The following is an 18,900-nucleotide window of genomic DNA, read 5'->3' as shown; positions in this document are numbered from 1 at the left end:
GATGACAATACTCAGAAGCTGGCTCAGGCCCTCCGTGTCTCGCTCAAGGAGACCGAGCGGTTGCGTGCCCGCAACCGCAAGCTCGAGTCGTCGCTTCGTGAGCCGATTGCGATCGTGGGTATGGCGTGCCGGTATCCGGGCGGGGTGGGGTCGCCGGAGGAGCTGTGGAACCTGGTTTCGGCCGGGACCGACGCGGCGTCGGAGTTCCCGGCGAATCGCGGCTGGGACACCGAGCGCTTGTACGACCCGACCGGTGAGACGCCGAACTCCGCATATACGCGTGAGGGCGGTTTTCTGCATGCCGCGGGTGAATTCGATCCGGCGTTCTTCAATATCAGCCCCAATGAGGCGGCGCTGATGGATCCGCAGCAGTTTCTGCTGTTGGAGACCTCGTGGGAGGCGTTCGAGCGGGCCGGTGTCGATCCGGGGTCGTTGAAGGGCAGCCGGACCGGTGTGTGGGTCGGCATGATGTATCACGACTATCCGGCCAACGCGAATACGGGATCTATTGCCTCGGGCCGGGTTTCGTATGTGTTCGGTTTGGAGGGGCCGTCGGTCACGGTGGATACGGCGTGTTCGTCGTCTTTGGTGGCCATGCATTCGGCTGCGGCGGCATTGCGGTCGGGTGAGTGCGATTTGGCGTTGGCCGGTGGTGTCGCGGTGATGGCGACCCCGGAAACTCTGGTGGAGTTCAGTCGGCAGCGGGGTTTGTCGCCGGATGGCCGGTGTAAGTCCTTCGCGGATGCGGCTGATGGTGTCGGGTGGTCCGAGGGTGCCGGGATGTTGGTGCTGGAGCGGTTGTCCGACGCGCAGCGCAATGGTCATGAGGTGCTTGCGGTGATTGCTGGTTCGGCGGTGAATCAGGATGGTGCGTCGAATGGTTTGACCGCGCCGAATGGTCCGTCGCAGCGGCGGGTGATTCGCCAAGCGTTGGCGAATGCGGGGGTTTCGCCGGTCGATGTCGATGTGGTGGAAGCTCACGGCACGGGTACGACGCTGGGTGATCCGATCGAGGCTCAGGCGCTGCTGGCTACCTATGGGCAAGAGCGTGCTGCGGATCGTCCGCTGTGGTTGGGGTCGTTGAAGTCGAATATCGGTCATGCTCAGGCGGCGGCGGGTGTCGGTGGTGTGATCAAGATGGTCATGGCGATGCGCCGAGGACTGCTGCCGAAGACGCTGCATGTCGATGCGCCCAGCACCAAAGTTGATTGGTCCGAGGGCCATGTGCGGTTGTTGACCGAGGCGGTGGTGTGGCCGGAGGTGGATCGGCCGCGTCGTGCGGGTGTCTCGTCGTTCGGTATCAGCGGAACCAATGCCCACGTCATCATCGAACAGGCCCCGGTGGCCGAACCAGGGCCTGAACAGGCTCCGACGCAAAAGACTGTCCCGGTGGGTGGATTGCTGCCGTGGGCGGTGTCGGCGCGCAGTGGCGAGGCGCTGGCCGCTCAGGCCGTCCGCTTGGCGTCTCATGTCGGCGATCGGGACCTGGATAAGGTGGATGTCGGTTTTTCGTTGGCGTCTACGCGTGCGCTGTTCGACCATCGTGCGGTCGTACTGGCCGAGGACCGTGATGGGCTGTTGGCCGGTATCCAGGCGCTCGGTCGCGGTGAAACGATTCCGGGGGTGGTGACCGGCCGCGTGCTGGCGGGTTCGACGGGTGTGGTGTTCTCGGGTCAAGGTGCGCAGTGGGCTGGTATGGCGGCCGGGTTGCGTGCGTACCCGGTGTTCGCCGCGGCTTTCGACGCGATCGTCGCCGATTTGGATCCGCTGCTGGAACAACCTGTTTCGCTGAGCGTGGCGTTGGCGGATGGTGAGCTTGTCGATCGGACGGTGTTCGCGCAGGCGGGGTTGTTCGCGTTCGAGGTGGCGTTGTTCCGGTTGCTCGAATCGTGGGGCGTACGCGCGGATGTGGTGGCCGGTCATTCGATCGGTGAGATCGCCGCCGCGCATATCGCTGGTGTGTTGTCGCTGTCGGATGCGTGTGTGCTGGTTGCGGCGCGTGGTCGTTTGATGCAGGCGCTGCCTTCGGGTGGCGCGATGGTCGCTGTCGGTGCTTCCGAGGCTGATGTGCGGCCGTTGCTGGTCGATGGAGTGTCGATCGCGGCGGTGAACGGTCCGGCGTCGGTGGTGCTCTCCGGCGTCGAGGACGCAGTCGCCGCTCTCCTCGCGGCGTGCACCGAACATGGTTGGCGGACGCATCGCCTGCGGGTTTCGCATGCTTTCCATTCGGCTCTGATGGAGCCGATGCTAGCCGAGTTCGCGTCGGCGATCGAAGGTTTGGTGTTCTCGCGTCCGAGCATTCCGTTGGTGTCGACGGTGACTGGTACGCGCGTCTCGGATGAGATGACTGTTTCGTCGTATTGGGTGGGTCAGGTCCGTGACACCGTCCGGTTCGCCGATGCCGTTGCGGCGATGGTGGATATGGGGGTGTCCCGGTTCGCCGAGGTCGGACCGGACGCGGTCCTGAGCCCGATGGTCGCGCAGACTCTCGACGACGAGGCTGCTGTGGTGGTGGCGTTGGCGCGTCGTGACCGTGCCGACGTGTCCGCGGTGTCGGCGGGGGTGGCCGGGTTGTTCGTGGCCGGTGCCGAGATGAACTGGGCCGGTCTGCACGCCGGAGGTCAGCGCGTCGACCTGCCCACCTATGCCTTCCAGCATCAGCGTTTCTGGCTGGATCCCACGGAGGCGCTGGCCATGTCGTGGCTGGGCGCCGAACTGGGCGGGGTCAGCTCGGTCGGGCTGGATGTGGTGGAGCATCCACTGCTGGGTGCGGTGGTGCCGCATCCGGATTCGGGTGGCGTGAGTTTCACCGGCCGGTGGACCGTGGACTCGGTCGAGTGGCTGGCCGACCACAGCGTGCTCGGCACCGTATTGCTGCCGGGCACCGGATTCGTCGAGCTCGCGAGCTACGTCGGCGGTGTGCTCGGTTGTGCCGTGGTGGACGAGCTGGTCCTGCAGGCGCCGTTGACTGTGCCTGCCGAGGGCAGCGTCGCGGTACAGGTCGTGGTGACGGCGGCAGACGAGGCCGGTCGCAGGCGGTTGAGTGTGCATTCGCGGCAGACCGCCGAGGGGCCGTGGTTGCTGCACGCCGAAGGTGTGCTCGCACCCGGCGAGACGGCGGCCGATTTCGACCTCGCCGCGTGGCCGCCAGCCGGTGCCCAGCCCTTGGACATCGACGGCGTCTACGACGAGCTGCTCGATATCGGGTACGGCTACGGCCCGTTCTTCCAGGGTTTGCAGGCGGCGTGGCGGCGTGGTGACGAGTTGTTCGCCGAGGTCGCGCTGCCGGATTCACAGGACGGCAAGGGATTCGGCATCCATCCGGCACTGTTCGACGCGGCGTTGCACGCCGGGATCGTGCACGGTATGCGTGGCGGTGTCGAGGGTTTCCCGGCATTGCCGTTCACCTGGAACCAGGTGGTGCTGCACGCGACCGGTGCGAGCGCGGTGCGGGTTCGCATCGTGGTCGAGGGCACTCGGTTCGCGCTCCAGCTGGCCGACGAGCAGGGCGAGCCGGTGATGTCGGTGGGGGCCTTGGTATCTCGGCCGGTGTCGGCCGATCGCCTGCAGGCGGATCGGGTGGATGATGCCCTCTTCGGCGTGGAGTGGGTCGCTGCCGTGCCGTCCACGGAGAGCGTCGAACCGGGCCGGGTGGCGGTACTGAAGGGTGATCTCGCGGCGCTGATCGCCGAGTTCGATGCGGCGCAGGACGCTGATGTTCCGGAGATCGTGTTGTGGGAGATCCCCGTCCACGACGGTGCGCCGCCCGAGGCCGCCCGCCGGATCGGGATCGCTGTGCTCGACACACTGCGGGGTTGGCTGGCCGAACCGCGTTTCGCCGGTTCACGTCTGGTGGTGCTGACCAGACGTGCGGTGGCCGTTGCCGATTCGGAGCAGGTGGATCTTGGCCAGGCGCCGGTGTGGGGTCTGCTGCGCGCCGCGCAAGCCGAACATCCGGGCCGATTCCAGCTGCTCGACCTGGCTCAGGACGAGAATCGTGACGCGCTCGCCATCGCCGCTGCGGCCGCGACCGCTGCGCTGGAACCCGAGGCCGCGCTGCGCGGCGCGACCCTGCTCGTGCCGCGATTGAGTCGTCACGCGCCCGGTTCGAACGTCCGGTTGTCCGAGCCGGGCACGGTGCTGGTGACCGGTGGTACAGGTGGTCTGGGTGGGGTGATCGCCCGGCATCTGGTGACCGAACATGGTGTGCGCCATCTGCTTCTGACGTCTCGGCGCGGACCGGATGCTCCGGGTGCCGCGGAACTGCGCGAGGAGCTGACCGAGCTGGGCGCGCAGGTGACCATCGTCGCGTGTGATGTGTCGGATCGGTCGGCACTGGCGGCGTTGCTGGACGGCATCTCGGTTGAACATCCGTTGGTCGGTGTTGTGCACGCGGCCGGAACAGCGGACAACGGTCTGGTCGAATCGATTACGGCCGAGCGGGTCGATTATGTGTTCGGACCCAAGGTCGATGCGGCGTGGCATCTGCACGAGCTGACTCGCGATCACTCGCTGTCGCTGTTCGTGCTGGTGTCGTCCGCGGGTGGGCTGGTGCTGGCCGCTGGTCAAGCGAACTATGCCGCGGCGAATGTCTTTCTCGATGCGCTCGCGGCACATCGTCGGAGTTCGGGATTGCCCGCGACGGCTGTGGATTACGGGTTGTGGGCGCGATCGTCGGGGCTCGGTGTCGAGCTGTCCGAGGCAGAATTCGATCTGCTGCGCAGGCAGGGCTTCCCGCCGATCTCCGAGGCCGAGGGACTTGCGCTGTTCGATGCGGCGATCGCCACCGATTCGGCCCAGCTGGTGGCGCTGCGGGTCGATCGGGCGGTGCTCCGGACTCGGGGCGAGCTGATTCCGGCCATGGTCCGCGCGCTCGTGCCGAACCCGGTGCGCCGTGCCAACCGAGGTGCGGCGGGTCAGGCTTTCGCCCGAAAGCTGGCCGGTTTGCCGGATGCGGACCGTGCGCGCGCTTTGCTCGATCTCGTCCGATCGGTGGCTGCCGCCACTCTCGGGCATGCGTCCGTGGATGCTGTTGAGCCGCAACAGGCTTTTCAGCAGCTAGGGTTCGATTCGTTGAGTGCGGTCGAGTTCCGTAACAAGCTGAATGCTGCGACGGGTCTGCAACTCCCGGCGACGCTGGTCTTCGACTACCCCAACCCACAGGTCGTCGCCGAGTTCATCGATTCCCAACTCTCCGGCACGAGCCAGGATGTCGCGGTTACTGCCAGTAGGGTGAGCGGCGACGATCCGATCGCGGTGGTGGCGATGAGCTGCCGCTATCCGGGTGGTGTCGCTTCTCCCGAGGACCTGTGGAGTCTGGTTGCCGAAGGCATGGACACCACCGGCGAGTTGCCTTCGGATCGTGGCTGGGATATCGAGGGCATCTACGATCCGGAACCTGGCAAGGCGGGCAAGACCTACACCCGTCAGGGTGGGTTCCTGTACTCCGCAGCCGATTTCGATGCGGATTTCTTCGGGATCAGTCCCAACGAGGCATTGGTGATGGATCCGCAGCAGCGGATGTTGCTGGAGATCTCGTGGGAGGCGCTGGAGCGGGCCGGGGTGGATCCGGTGGTGCTGCGTGGCAGCTCGACCGGTGTGTTCACCGGCGTGATGTACCACGACTACGCGCTGGGCGCCGGTACCGGCAACAGCGTCGCCGGGAGCCTGGTCTCCGGTCGCATCGCCTACACGCTCGGCTTGGAAGGTCCTGCGGTGTCGGTGGATACGGCGTGTTCGTCGTCGCTGGTCGCCCTGCATCTTGCCGCGCAGTCGCTGCGGTCCGGTGAGTGCGATCTGGCGCTGGCAGGTGGCGTGGCGGTGATGTCCACGCCGGAGATGCTTGTCGAGTTCAGCAGGCAGCGGGGTTTGTCGCCGGACGGCCGGTGTAAGTCCTTCGCGGATGCGGCCGATGGTGTCGGGTGGTCCGAGGGCGCCGGTGTGCTGGTGCTGGAGCGGTTGTCCGATGCCCGTCGCAATGGTCATGAAGTGCTTGCGGTGATCGCTGGTTCGGCGGTGAATCAGGATGGTGCGTCCAATGGTTTCTCGGCGCCGAATGGTCCGTCGCAGCGGCGGGTGATCCGGCAGGCGTTGGCCAATGCCGGTGTATCGCCGACCGAGGTAGACGTGGTCGAGGCGCACGGCACGGGTACGACGCTGGGCGATCCGATTGAAGCCCAAGCCCTTTTGGCTACCTATGGGCAAGAGCGTGCTGCGGATCGGCCGTTGTGGTTGGGATCGTTGAAATCCAATATCGGCCACGCCCAGGCGGCGGCCGGTGTCGGTGGCGTGATCAAGATGGTCATGGCTATGCGGCACGGCATGCTGCCCAAGACGCTCCACGTCGATCGGCCCAGCACGAAAGTTGATTGGTCCGAAGGCCATATCCGCCTGCTGACCGAACCGGTGGCGTGGCCGGAGGTGGATCGGCCGCGTCGTGCGGGTGTCTCCTCGTTCGGCCTCAGCGGCACGAACGCTCACCTCATCGTCGAACAGCCGCCGGTGGCGGACCAGGCTCCGGTGGTCAAGACCCTTCCGGCGGGCGGTGTGTTGCCGTGGGTGGTCTCGGCGCGCAGCGGCGAGGCACTGGCCGAGCAGGCCCGGCGGCTGGCCTCCCATGTCGGCGACCATGATTCGATCGACATCGGATTCTCGCTCGCCACCTCGCGCGTGTTGTTCGAGCATCGGGCCGTGGCGTTCTCGCCCGAGGACGACGCCCTGCGCGCCGGTATCCAGGCGCTCGGTCGCGGTGAAACGATTCCGGGGGTGGTGACCGGCCGCGTGCTGGCGGGTTCGACGGGTGTGGTGTTCTCGGGTCAAGGTGCGCAGTGGGCTGGTATGGCGGCCGGGTTGCGTGCGTACCCGGTGTTCGCCGCGGCTTTCGACGCGATCGTCGCCGATTTGGATCCGCTGCTGGAACAACCTGTTTCGCTGAGCGTGGCGTTGGCGGATGGTGAGCTTGTCGATCGGACGGTGTTCGCGCAGGCGGGGTTGTTCGCGTTCGAGGTGGCGTTGTTCCGGTTGCTCGAATCGTGGGGTGTGCGTGCGGGTGTGGTGGCGGGTCATTCGATCGGTGAGGTCGCTGCGGCGCATGTGGCCGGTGTGATGTCCCTCGAGGATGCGTGTGTGTTGGTGGCCGCGCGTGGCCGGTTGATGCAGGCGCTGCCTTCGGGTGGCGCGATGGTCGCTGTTGGTGCTTCCGAAGCCGACGTGACGCCGTTGCTGGCCGATGGAGTGTCGATCGCGGCGGTCAATGGTCCGGCGTCGGTGGTGCTCTCCGGCGTCGAGGACGCAGTCGCCGCTCTCCTCGCGGCGTGCACCGAACATGGTTGGCGGACGCATCGCCTGCGGGTTTCGCATGCTTTCCATTCGGCTCTGATGGAGCCGATGCTGGCCGAGTTCGCGTCGGTGATCGAAGGTTTGAGCTTCGGCCGACCCACCATCGCGCTGGTGTCGACGGTGACCGGTGCCCGGATCACCGATGAGATGTCGGATCCGTCGTATTGGGTGGGCCAGGTCCGTGACACCGTCCGGTTCGCCGATGCTGTTGCGGCGATGGCAGATCTGGGTGTGTCCAGGTTCGCCGAGGTCGGCCCCGATGCGGTCTTGACCCCGATGGTCGCGCAGACTGTCGACGACGAGGCTGCTGTGGTGGTGGCGTTGGCGCGTCGTGACCGTGCCGACGTGTCCGCGGTGTCGGCTGGGGTGGCCGGATTGTTCGTGGCCGGTGCCGAGGTGAATTGGGCCGGTTTCTACGCCGGTACGGGGGCGCGGCGCATCGACCTGCCCACCTATGCCTTCCAGCACCGGCGCTATTGGATACCCGAAGGTTCCGCAGGCAAGGGTGACGCCCGGTCGATGGGGCTCGTCGCGACCGGTCACCCGCTGGTATCGGCGGTGGTGTCGCAACCGGATTCCGATGTGGTCGCCGTCAGCGGCAGATTGTCGGTGCAGACGCAGCCCTGGCTGGCCGATCACCGGGTCATGGACACCGTGTTGTTCCCCGGCACCGGTCTCGTCGAACTCGCCCTGCACGCCGGTGAGCGGGTGGGCTGCTCGAGCCTGGACGAGCTGATTCTGCGTGCCCCGCTGGTGTTGCCGGAGTCCGGTGGTGTCGCGGTGCAGGTCGTGATCGGCGGTGCGGACGAGGGGCGTCGCGGGGTGCGGATATTCTCCCGCCCCGACGACGATGCCGATTCGGTGGCGTCGTGGACTTTGCATGCCGAAGGCGTCCTCGTGCCGGGAGCCGACGGCGCACCGGCGGACCTGGCGCAGTGGCCGCCCTCCGACGCCACCGCGGTCCCGGTCGAGGACCTGTACGACTCTCTCGATGCGCAGGGCTATCACTATGGTCCGGTGTTTCAGGCGCTGCGAGCGGTGTGGCGTGGATCGGACGGGCTCTATGCCGAGGTGGAGTTGCCGGAGGCGGCGCGAGCGGATGCGGAGCGGTTCGGTGTGCATCCGGCGTTGCTGGATGCGGCTTTGCACGCTTTGCGTTTTGCCGATGGTGCCGTGTCGGGGGAGACCGGGCTGGTGTTGCCGTTCGAGTGGTCGGGCGTGACGGTGCACGCGGCGGGGGCCGATGCGTTGCGGGTTCGGCTGACTCGTATCGGTGAGCGTGGGGTTGCTTTGGATCTGGCGGATTCGACCGGTGTCGGGGTGGCGACGGTGCGGCATTTGGCGTCTCGGCCGATTGATCCGGCGCAGCTCACTGCGGGGACTCCGATTTCTCGTACCGCTGTGTTCGATGTGGGCTGGGCGCCGATCTCGGTGTCCGAAGGCGAGATCGCTACTGTTTCCTGGGCGGATCTTGGTGATGTGGGTGAGCATGTCCCGCAGGTGGTGGTGCTGGACTGCCCTGCGGGCAATGATCCCGCGACCGTTCGTGCGGCTACTCATGGTGTGTTGCAGGTGCTGCAGTCCTGGTTTGCCGAGGCTCGGTTCGGTGAGTCGGTGTTGGTGGTTCGGACCGGTGGTGCGGTGTCGGTTGCTGGAGAGGATATTTCGAATCTCGCCGGTGCCGCTGTCGGCGGCCTCGTTCGTTCGGCACAGGCCGAGGGCGTCGGCCGGATCGTGTTGGTGGATACCGATTCCGAGCTCGACGGTCTGCTGGGCGGGATTCTGGCGTCAGAGGAACCGCAGGTGGCGGTGCGTGATGGGCAGGTGTACAGAGCGCGACTCGGGCGAGTCGTCTCGACCACCGCTCCGGCGACCGGTTCCTTTGATCCGGACGACACGGTTCTGATCACCGGTGCCAGCGGCTACCTCGGTGGGCTGTTCGTGCGGCACCTGGTGAAAACCCATGGCGCGCGCCATCTGTTGTTGCTCAGCCGACGCGGTGAATCCGGCCCCGGCGCAACGGCATTGCGGGAAGAGTTGCAGCAGCTCGGCGCCGAGGTCGAGTACATCGCATGCGATGTCGCCGACCGCGGTGCGCTGGCCGAGGTGCTGGCCAGTGTTCCTGCCGCACAACCGCTTACGGGCGTCTTCCACCTCGCCGGTGTGCTCGACGACGGTGCGATCGCGTCGCTGAGTCCGCAGCGGCTGGACGCGGTGCTGGCCCCGAAGGTCGACGCCGCGCTGCATCTGCACGAGCTGACCGCCGACCTGCCGTTGAAGGCGTTCGTGCTGTTCAGCTCGGTCGCCGGTGCGTTCGGTAGCCCCGGCCAGGGCAACTACGCCGCGGCCAACGCCTGCCTCGACGCGCTGGCCGCGCACCGCAGGGCATCCGGGCTGCCCGGTGTATCTCTGGCCTGGGGTCTGTGGAGCACGGACGGAGGTATGGCCGCGGAGCTCAGCGACGTCGACCGGCGCCGGATGTCCAGGTCGGGTCTGCTGCCGCTGTCGGCGGACCAGGGTCTCGCCCTGTTCGACGTCGCGACGGGAATGGACACGGCGGCCCTCGTCCTCGCCCGGGTGGATCTGGATGCCATGCGCTCCGCGGGATTCACCGCGCCCGCACTGTTTTCCGCACTGATCCCGCAGCGCCGCAGAGCAGTCTCGGGCGCGTCCGCGGCGTTGCGTGCTCAGCTGTCGAGTACTCCCGACGGCGAGCGGTTCGACGTGCTGCTGGAGATCGTGCGCGGTCAGATCGCCACCGTCCTCGGCCACGAGAACACGAACGCGGTCGCAGCGGACCGGGCCTTCAACGAGCTGGGTTTCGATTCGATCACCGCTGTCGAATTCCGTAATGCGCTGAAGGCGGCCACCGGTCTCTCCCTGCCCGCGACCTTGGTGTTCGACTACCCCACGCCCCAGGCTTTGGCGCGGTATCTGGCCGACGAGTTCGCCGGGACCAGCCGCGATGTCGCGGTCACCGCCGTCCGGGCGGTCGACGGCGACCCGATCGCCGTGGTCGGCATGGCCTGCCGTTACCCCGGAGGGGTGAGGTCTCCTGAAGATCTCTGGGAACTCGTGCACACCGGCCGGGACGCGGTATCGACCTTCCCGGTCGACCGCGGCTGGGACCTCAACGGCATCTACGATCCGGAACCCGGCCGCGCGGGCAGGTCCTACACCCGAGAGGGCGGATTCCTGCACACGGCTGCCGATTTCGACGCGGACTTCTTCGGGATCGGTCCCAACGAGGCCGTGATGACCGATCCGCAGCAGCGGCAACTGCTGGAAACCACATGGGAGGCGTTGGAGCGAGCAGGTGTGGATCCGGCGGTGCTGCGCGGTAGTTCGACCGGTGTCTTCACCGGCGTCATGTACCACGACTACGCCCAGGGGACCGGTAACAGCGCCGCGGGCAGCCTGGTGTCCGGTCGCATCGCCTACACCCTCGGATTGGAGGGCCCGGCCGTGTCGGTGGATACGGCGTGCTCATCGTCTTTGGTGACAATGCATTTGGCGGCGCAGTCGCTGCGGTCGGGTGAGTGCGATCTGGCGTTGGCCGGTGGCGTGACGGTGATGGCGACCCCGGAAACTCTGGTGGAGTTCAGCAGGCAGCGGGGTTTGTCGCCGGATGGCCGGTGTAAGTCCTTCGCGGATGCGGCTGATGGTGTCGGGTGGTCCGAGGGTGCCGGGATGTTGGTGCTGGAGCGGTTGTCCGACGCGCAGCGCAATGGTCATGAGGTGCTTGCGGTGATTGCTGGTTCGGCGGTGAATCAGGATGGTGCGTCGAATGGTTTGACCGCGCCGAATGGTCCGTCGCAGCGGCGGGTGATTCGCCAAGCGTTGGCGAATGCGGGGGTTTCGCCGGTCGATGTCGATGTGGTGGAAGCTCACGGCACGGGTACGACGCTGGGTGATCCGATCGAGGCTCAGGCGCTGCTGGCTACCTATGGGCAAGAGCGTGCTGCGGATCGTCCGCTGTGGTTGGGGTCGTTGAAGTCGAATATCGGTCATGCTCAGGCGGCGGCGGGTGTCGGTGGTGTGATCAAGATGGTCATGGCGATGCGCCGAGGACTGCTGCCGAAGACGCTGCATGTCGATGCGCCCAGCACCAAAGTTGATTGGTCCGAGGGCCATGTGCGGTTGTTGACCGAGGCGGTGGTGTGGCCGGAGGTGGATCGGCCGCGTCGTGCGGGTGTGTCGTCGTTCGGTATCAGCGGAACCAATGCCCACGTCATCATCGAACAGGCCCCGGCGCCGACGGTGGAGCCGGAGCCGGTGGTCAAGTCCGCACCGGCGGGCGCGTTGCTGCCATGGGTGGTCTCGGCCCGCAGCGCCGAAGCACTGGCCGCTCAGGCCGACCGGCTGGGATCACATGTGGGCGAATACGATTCGATCGATATCGGCTTCTCCCTGGCGTCGACGCGCAGTGTCTTCGAGCACCGGGCCGTTGTGGTGGCTGATGACCGTGATGGTCTGTTGGCGGGTATCCGGACCTTGGCGGCCGGTGCGTCGGCACCCGATGTGGTGACCGGCCGCGTGCTGGCGGGTTCGACGGGTGTGGTGTTCTCGGGTCAGGGTGCGCAGTGGGCCGATATGGCCAAGGAGCTGTGCGCTGCCTACCCGGTCTTCACCAACCACTTCGATGCGATCGTCGCCGAGCTCGATCCGCTGCTGGAACAACCTGTTTCGCTGAGCACGGCATTGGCGGACGACGATCTGGTCGATCGGACGGTGTTCGCGCAGGCGGGGTTGTTCGCGTTCGAGGTGGCGTTGTTCCGGTTGCTCGAATCGTGGGGTGTGCGTGCGGGTGTGGTGGCTGGTCATTCGATCGGTGAGGTCGCTGCGGCGCATATCGCTGGTGTGTTGTCGCTGTCGGATGCGTGTGTGTTGGTGGCGGCGCGTGGCCGCTTGATGCAGGCGCTGCCTTCTGGTGGCGCGATGGTCGCCGTGGGTGCCGCCGAGGCCGATGTGCGGCCGCTGCTGACCGGTGCGGTGTCGATCGCTGCGGTGAATGGTCCGTCGTCGGTGGTGCTCTCGGGTGTAGAAGCCGATGTCGTGACTGTCGCCGAGGCTTGTGCCGAACATGGTTGGCGCACACACCGACTGCGGGTTTCGCATGCGTTCCATTCGGCCTCCATGGACCCGATGCTGGCCGAATTCGCCACGGCGATCGAAGGTTTGACGTTCGCGCGCCCGCGTATCCCGCTGGTGTCGACGGTGACCGGCGCCCGCGTCGCGGACGAAATGTCGGATCCGTCGTATTGGGTCGGTCAGGTGCGGGACACGGTGCGGTTCGCTGATGCCGTTGCGGCAATGGCGGATCTGGGTGTTTCCAGGTTCGCCGAGGTCGGACCCGACGCGGTGCTGACCCCGATGATCGCTCAAACCCTGGACACCGCAACGACTATCGCGCTGTCCAAACGAAACAAGACGAACTCCGAAACCGTGCTGACCGGCCTCGCCCGACTACACGTCTCGGGTGCGACGGTGGATTGGACCAGCTACTACACCGGAACCGGCGGCGTGCGGGTCGACCTGCCGACCTACAGCTTCCAGCACCGCCGCTTCTGGTCCACCGGCCCGCTGCACACCGGCGAGGCGCACGCACTCGGCCTGCGGTCCACCGACCACCCGATGCTGGGGGCCCTGGTGGCACAGCCGGAGAGTGGCGGCGTCCGATTCACCGGTCGCCTGTCCACGAACACCCATCCCTGGCTGGCCGATCACGACGTGCTCGGCACGGTGCTGCTGCCGGGCACCGGATTCGTCGAACTGGCCGCCCACGCCGGCGACCAAGTCGACTGCCCGGAGCTGGCGGAACTCACCCTGCTGGCGCCACTGGTCTTCCAAGGGCAGGGCGGCGTCGACATCCAGGTGATCGTCGGCGACGGCGACGCCGACGGTCGCCGACGGCTCGACATCTACTCCCGGCGGGACGACGACGATCCGTCGGTGCCGTGGACGCACCACGCGCAGGGCACGGTGAGCCCGAGCCGGGAAACCGAAACGCCGGACGGCTGGACGGACTTCGCGCAGTGGCCACCGGCCGGTGCCACGGATATCGAGTTGGCCGGCGCCTACGACGTACTCGCCGACCACGGCTACAACTACGGGCCCGCCTTCCGCGGACTGGAAGCCATGTGGCGGCGCGGTGCGGATCTCTTCGCCGAGGTCGCGCTGCCCGAGCCGACCGCCGCCCAGGGCTACGGCGTGCATCCGGCGCTGCTGGACGCGGCCATGCACGCGCTGTCCTTCGGCCTCCCGCAGGGCGTGGACGAGCAGGCCGAGCGGCCTACCCTGGTGCCGTTCGCCTGGTCCTCGGTGCGGATGCACGCCGACGGGGCCCGCCGGGTGCGCGTTCGATTGTCCTGGCTGAACCAGGGCGAGGTCGCGCTGGCCATGGCCGATTCCGGCGGAGCGCCACTGTTGTCCGTCGGGTCGCTCGCGCTGCGCCCGATGTCGCTCGAATTGCTCTCGGCCGCAGCCCGATCCGCGCCGGAGGGGCGGTACGAGCTCGGCTGGCGGCCCGGTCCGGAACTGCGCTCGGCGGGTTCGTGGGCCGAGTGGGGGTCGTCCACGTCGGCCTCGGTCGTCCTGTTCCGCACCCCGGTCGACGGCGACGATGTGCCGGTCCGGTTGCGCACCGCGCTGCACAGCACGCTCGGCGTCGTCCAGGAGTTCCTGCGCGAGGAGCGCTACGCGGCAAGCACTTTGGTCGTGGTCACCGACGCCGCGGCCGGTCCGGCCACGGCTGCGGTGTGGGGCCTGGTGCGTGCGGCGCAGGCAGAGCATCCCGGGCGGATCGTGCTGGTGGAGGCCGCGGCCGAGACCATGCCGGATCACCTTGCCGCCGTGGCGATGTCGGGTGAACCGGAACTCGCCGTTCGGGCGGACGGGACGCTGGTGCCGCGGCTGGTGCGGGCCGCGCTGCCCGAATCGGACCCGCGGGCACCCTGGGATCCGGAACGGACGGTACTGATCACCGGTGGCACCGGTGGCATCGGTCGTCTCCTCGCCAGGCACCTGGTGAGCGAGCACGGTGTGCGGCACCTGCTGCTGGCGGGCCGCCGAGGACCGGATGCCGCCGCGGATCTCATCGCGGAATTGACCGATCTCGGTGCCCGGGTGCGGGTGGCCGCCTGCGACGTCGCGGACCGAAATGCGTTGCGAGAATTGCTTGCTTCGGTTCCGGCCGAATATCCCCTGGGTGCGGTCGTGCACGTGGCGGGCGTCGCCCACAACGGGATGGTCGAGACCCTGACGCCGGAGCAGATCGACTACTCCCTCGGCGCCAAGGCAAACGCGGCCTGGCATCTGCACGAGCTCACCCGGGCCGCCGGGCTGTCCGCCTTCGTGCTGATCTCCTCGGTGGCGGGGTCCATCCTGCCCGCCGGGCAGGGTGGATACGCGGCGGCCAACGTGTTCCTCGACGCGCTCGCCACCCACCGGCGCGCCGAAGGTCTGCCTGCCACCGCGCTCGCCTATGGTCTGTGGGATATCGAAACGGGCCTGTCACAGTGGCTCGGCGAGGCCGACCGGCAGCGCATGCGCCGCCAGGGTCTGCCGCCGCTGGCAGCGGACAAGGCACTCGAATTATTCGATGCCGCAGTAGCTTCGGAGACTCCGGCGAGCATCCTGACCGAGATCGACCTGCCCGCCCTGCGGGCTCGGGACGCGGTGCCCGCACTCCTGCGTGACCTGGCCAAGCGAGCCGGGCGGCGGCAGAGCACCGGGGCCAAGGACGCGGGCGCACTGCGCAGGCAGCTGGCCCAGCTCCCGGAGTCCGAGCAAGAGGACTTGCTCCGCAAGCACATTCTCGAGACCGCGGCCAGGCTGCTGGGCCATGAGAGCGTCGATGCTCTCGACCCGGAGCGGGATTTCCTCGAATCGGGCTTCGACTCATTGGCAGCCATGGAACTGCGGACCACGCTCAACGCGTCCACCGGTCTGACGCTGCCGACGGCCGCGATCTTCGACCACAAGACGCCTGCGGCGCTGGCTCGATACCTACGGACGGAGCTCATCGCGACCGCACGACGCGGCGATGCGCCGACCGGCGAGGACGACTCGCTGTACGGGATGTTCCGTGGCGCGGTGGAGAGCGGCCGGCTCGTCCAGGCCTTCGACCTGTTGCGGGTGACGGCGGAGCTGCGCGAACAATTCACCGCCGCACCGGAACCGGACCGGCTGCCGGTGCCGACGCGACTCGCCGCGGGACCCGTTCTGCCGCGGATCATCTGCCTCACACCGCCACTGGCGACCGGAGGCGCGCATCAGTACGCCCGGATCGCCTCACACCTGGGCAGTGCGAGGGACATCGTGGCGGTGTCGCCGATCGGGTGCCGGACGGGAGAGCCACTTCCGGCGACGGCGACGGCGGCCGCGGAAGCCTTGGCGCGCTCCGTCCTCGAAGCGGCGCAGGGAGATCCGTTCGTTCTGCTCGGCTATTCCTCGGGCGGCCTGCTGGCCTACCGCGTCACCGAGCACCTGGAAGCGGCCGGTGGCCCAGCGCCCGCAGGCGTGGTCATGCTCGACACCTACCAGGTGCACGATGACGGCGATTGGCTGCTGCGAGCGATGGCCGAACACATGGTGTCGAACGAAGCCACATTCGGTCGCTTCGACCGGGATCGGTTGACGGGTATGGGCCGGTACGTGCAGCTGCTACAGCAGATGACGCCCGGCTCCGTCGCCACGCCCACGCTGTTCATCCAGTGCGCCCAGAGCTTCCTGGGGAGCTCGTCGGATCGCGTGGACTGGCAGGCCGAACCGTGGGATTCGATGCACACCGTTGTTTCGGTACCTGCTGACCACTTCTCGATCCTGGAGGACGGTTCAGCCGATGTTGCCGAAGTGATCGAAGGCTGGCTCGCGGGCTAGGAACAACGACCGGGTGGGCGAGCGAGCTGCCCACCCGGTCGTCGCTGGTCTAGCTCGAGAGCGCTCGGGCGCAATGCTCGCGAATCAGCTGTCCTATCGGATGGCGATTCGCATCGATGAAGAAATGACCGCCTGGAAATGATTTCGCGAAGAAGCTTCCAGTGGTATGCGAGCCCCATACCTCGATTTCCGCGAAACTCGCATCGGGGTCACGGTCACCGGCAATCGCGACGATGGGGCTGCTGACCGTCGCGTCCGCACTGCACTCGTAGGTCTCGATGGCTCGATAGTCGTTCCTGACGATCGACAGGATCAACGCTCGAAACTCAGGATCCTCGAGCAACGCCGCCGGTGTACCGCCGAACCGCAGCAGGTGCTCAGCGAGTTCTCGATCGCTCAGCAGGTGCACTCGCAGCTCGGGCAGCGCTGCCGAAGGCGCGCGCCGACCGGAGGCGAACAGGACCCGCGCGCTCGCTCCCGATTCTTGCTCGAGCCGTCGGCATGCCTCGAAAGCTACGACAGACCCCATACTGTGCCCGAACAAGGAAAAGTCCTCGGCATCCCCGACTGCTGCTATCAGCTCGGGCAGCAGGCCGTCGACGAGGTCCGGAATATTCCCCACGAGCGGTTCACGTCGTCTGTCCTGTCTCCCCGGATACTGGACAGCGAAAACCTCGTATTCCGGCCCGACGCAACCGGCCAATGGGCCGAAAGATATGGCCGAGCCGCCAGCGTGCGGAAAGCAAATCAGTTTATGAGATTCGGCCGCCGACGTGGGGGACAAGCGGCGTAGCCAGCTATTATCCATGGGTTAGCCGCACCACCGAACTCCAAGGCTGCCAAGAGTTTTCGATCGGTTTGCGGGGATCGGGCTGCGGGAAGAGTGTCGTCGGCTTCATGAACCAGGGCATCCGCTTGAACCGGTGTGCCGCCGAGGCCAGCGGCTCCACTTCGTCGGCCGTCCAGCCGAGGTCGGCGAAGAAGCCGAGCGGATCGACAGGACCGAACTGCCAGGGGGCGTTGGCCAGCAGTTTGGTGGTGGCCTTGCTCATCCGCTTCACAATCGCCTGGTTATTGACATCCAGTGCCCACCAAGCGATTTCCGGACGAGCCAGCGCCGCGGCCAAGCCGGTGACGTCGTCGTCGCTGAGGTAGTAGATCAGACCCTCGGTGAGCACCAGCGCCCGCTGCGCACCCTCGAGGGCCTTGTCCAGAAACTGCCCCCGCGCCTCGGGATCGGCGAGATCCACCGGCGTGCGGGTGAGCGCGCAGCGCGGCGACTCTCCGTTCAGCAGCTCGTTCTTCTCGGCGACCAACTCGGGGAGATCGGCCTCTATCCAAGGGAATTCGGCTGGCAGATCCAGCCGGTACGGGCGGGTATCCATACCGGCGGCCATATTGATCACCCGATCGCAGCCCTCGGCGATGGTCTTCAGGATCAGGTCGTCGATGAGTTTGGTCCGCGTGACCAGGTTCCAGCCATTGAGCATCAAGCGCGGGGTGTGGGCGGCTATGGCGTGGCCCCGCTCCCCGGCGACTCGGTCGGCGAGGGGATCGTGAAAGAGGGCGTCCGGGCGCGCGGATTCGGCCGCGCGGAAAGCGGCCACCCAGCGGGCGGTGTCGGAAACATTTGTAACTAGTTCAGCGGTCTCGGGCACCAGTGCAGTCTGACACAGTAAACGAAACGATGCTCATGCGTGGAAGACCGGTAGGTATACGGCGGTCGAAGCGGTGAAAATTGGTTCAGGCCAGCAGGATTTCAATGGCTCCGGCCTGGACCATTCGAGGCCGGGCTCAGAACCGCTCGAGTTCGTACAGGCGGGTGCCCGCGGAGTCGAAGACGACCGCGTGGTCGGCATCGCTGAATTCGACTTTGTACGTGCTGCGGTTGGGGCTTTGGGTGACCACGAGGGAATAGCGCCCGTCGGCATCCGCTTTTCCCGAGATGACGCAGATCATCGGGCCGCCGATATCGAGCGGTTTGCCCTGGTAGTAGTAGAAGCCGTCGCATCGGCCGCCGCTCGAGCTGAAGGTCTTGGTTCCGGTGGCGTCGGATGCGGTCCAGGTACCGATGATCGCCGAGGAGTCGGTCGTTGTGCGGCCTCGCGGCCTCGCACTGCCGCTAGGTGAATTCGTTTCGCTGCGGCCGGGACCGAGTCCCGACGCCGATTCGGTGGCGGACCCCATGCCCGTCAGCCGGCCGATGACCAGGCCGGCCAGGATGATCACGACGATCACCGCGACGATGGTGACGCCCGGGTGCTTGCTGGCGTAGTTGACGATCTTGCTCTTGTTCCTGATATCGACCGAACCGGCGACGCTGGCCCCTTCCAGCGAAACTCCTGCGAACTGCCGGGTATTCGATCGCTGGGAGGAGGTCTGTGCGACCGGCGAGGCGGCCTCGCGCAGCGCGGCGCCGAACTGCGGGTCCGCGGCGACGGCTTCGTCGATTACGCGCTGGGCGTCGGCGCGGGTCCGCGGTGATACGTCGCCCCGTTGCGCCTCCGCGACCAACCGTCCGATAGCGGGGTTGGTGCTGCCCAGCTTCGCCGCGACGATATTCCAGACGCGGTCGACCGCAAGGTCGAGCGCCTGGTCGGTCAGGCCGTTGATCTGCTTCCCGACGCGGTTCGCTTTTCCGACGGACCACGCGATGAGCAGTCCGATGACGAAATCCATATC

Annotated in this window: 3 protein-coding genes and 1 pseudogene; 1 reads left to right on the top strand and 3 read right to left on the bottom strand. The window is 67.0% G+C overall.

Annotated elements, in window-relative coordinates:
- Nucleotides 1–15: 15 nt before the first annotated feature.
- Nucleotides 16–16,194, top strand: a pseudogene (locus ACQPZ2_RS37950) (SDR family NAD(P)-dependent oxidoreductase); the annotation flags it as partial.
- Nucleotides 16,195–16,267: 73 nt separating this feature from the next.
- Here the strand turns inward: ACQPZ2_RS37950 and ACQPZ2_RS37945 are convergent.
- From ACQPZ2_RS37945 to ACQPZ2_RS37935, 3 genes are all read right to left on the bottom strand, one after another.
- Nucleotides 16,268–17,026 (bottom strand): thioesterase II family protein, encoded by a 759-nt coding sequence (locus ACQPZ2_RS37945; protein ID WP_433522811.1) that lies wholly within the window; start codon nucleotides 17,024–17,026, stop codon nucleotides 16,268–16,270.
- Entirely contained in the window at nucleotides 17,019–17,876 is an 858-nt protein-coding gene (locus ACQPZ2_RS37940; RefSeq protein ID WP_063047636.1) for a class I SAM-dependent methyltransferase, read from the bottom strand. The genes ACQPZ2_RS37945 and ACQPZ2_RS37940 overlap by 8 nt, the downstream gene beginning before the upstream one ends.
- A 136-nt stretch (nucleotides 17,877–18,012) precedes the next feature.
- Complete coding sequence (locus ACQPZ2_RS37935; protein WP_433522810.1) at nucleotides 18,013–18,897, bottom strand: hypothetical protein; 885 nt, start codon at nucleotides 18,895–18,897, stop codon at nucleotides 18,013–18,015.
- Nucleotides 18,898–18,900: the final 3 nt, after the last annotated feature.

Source organism: Nocardia pseudovaccinii (assembly GCF_050942345.1).
Lineage (GTDB): Bacteria > Actinomycetota > Actinomycetes > Mycobacteriales > Mycobacteriaceae > Nocardia > Nocardia pseudovaccinii.
This window is presented reverse-complemented; position numbering and strand designations above follow the sequence as displayed.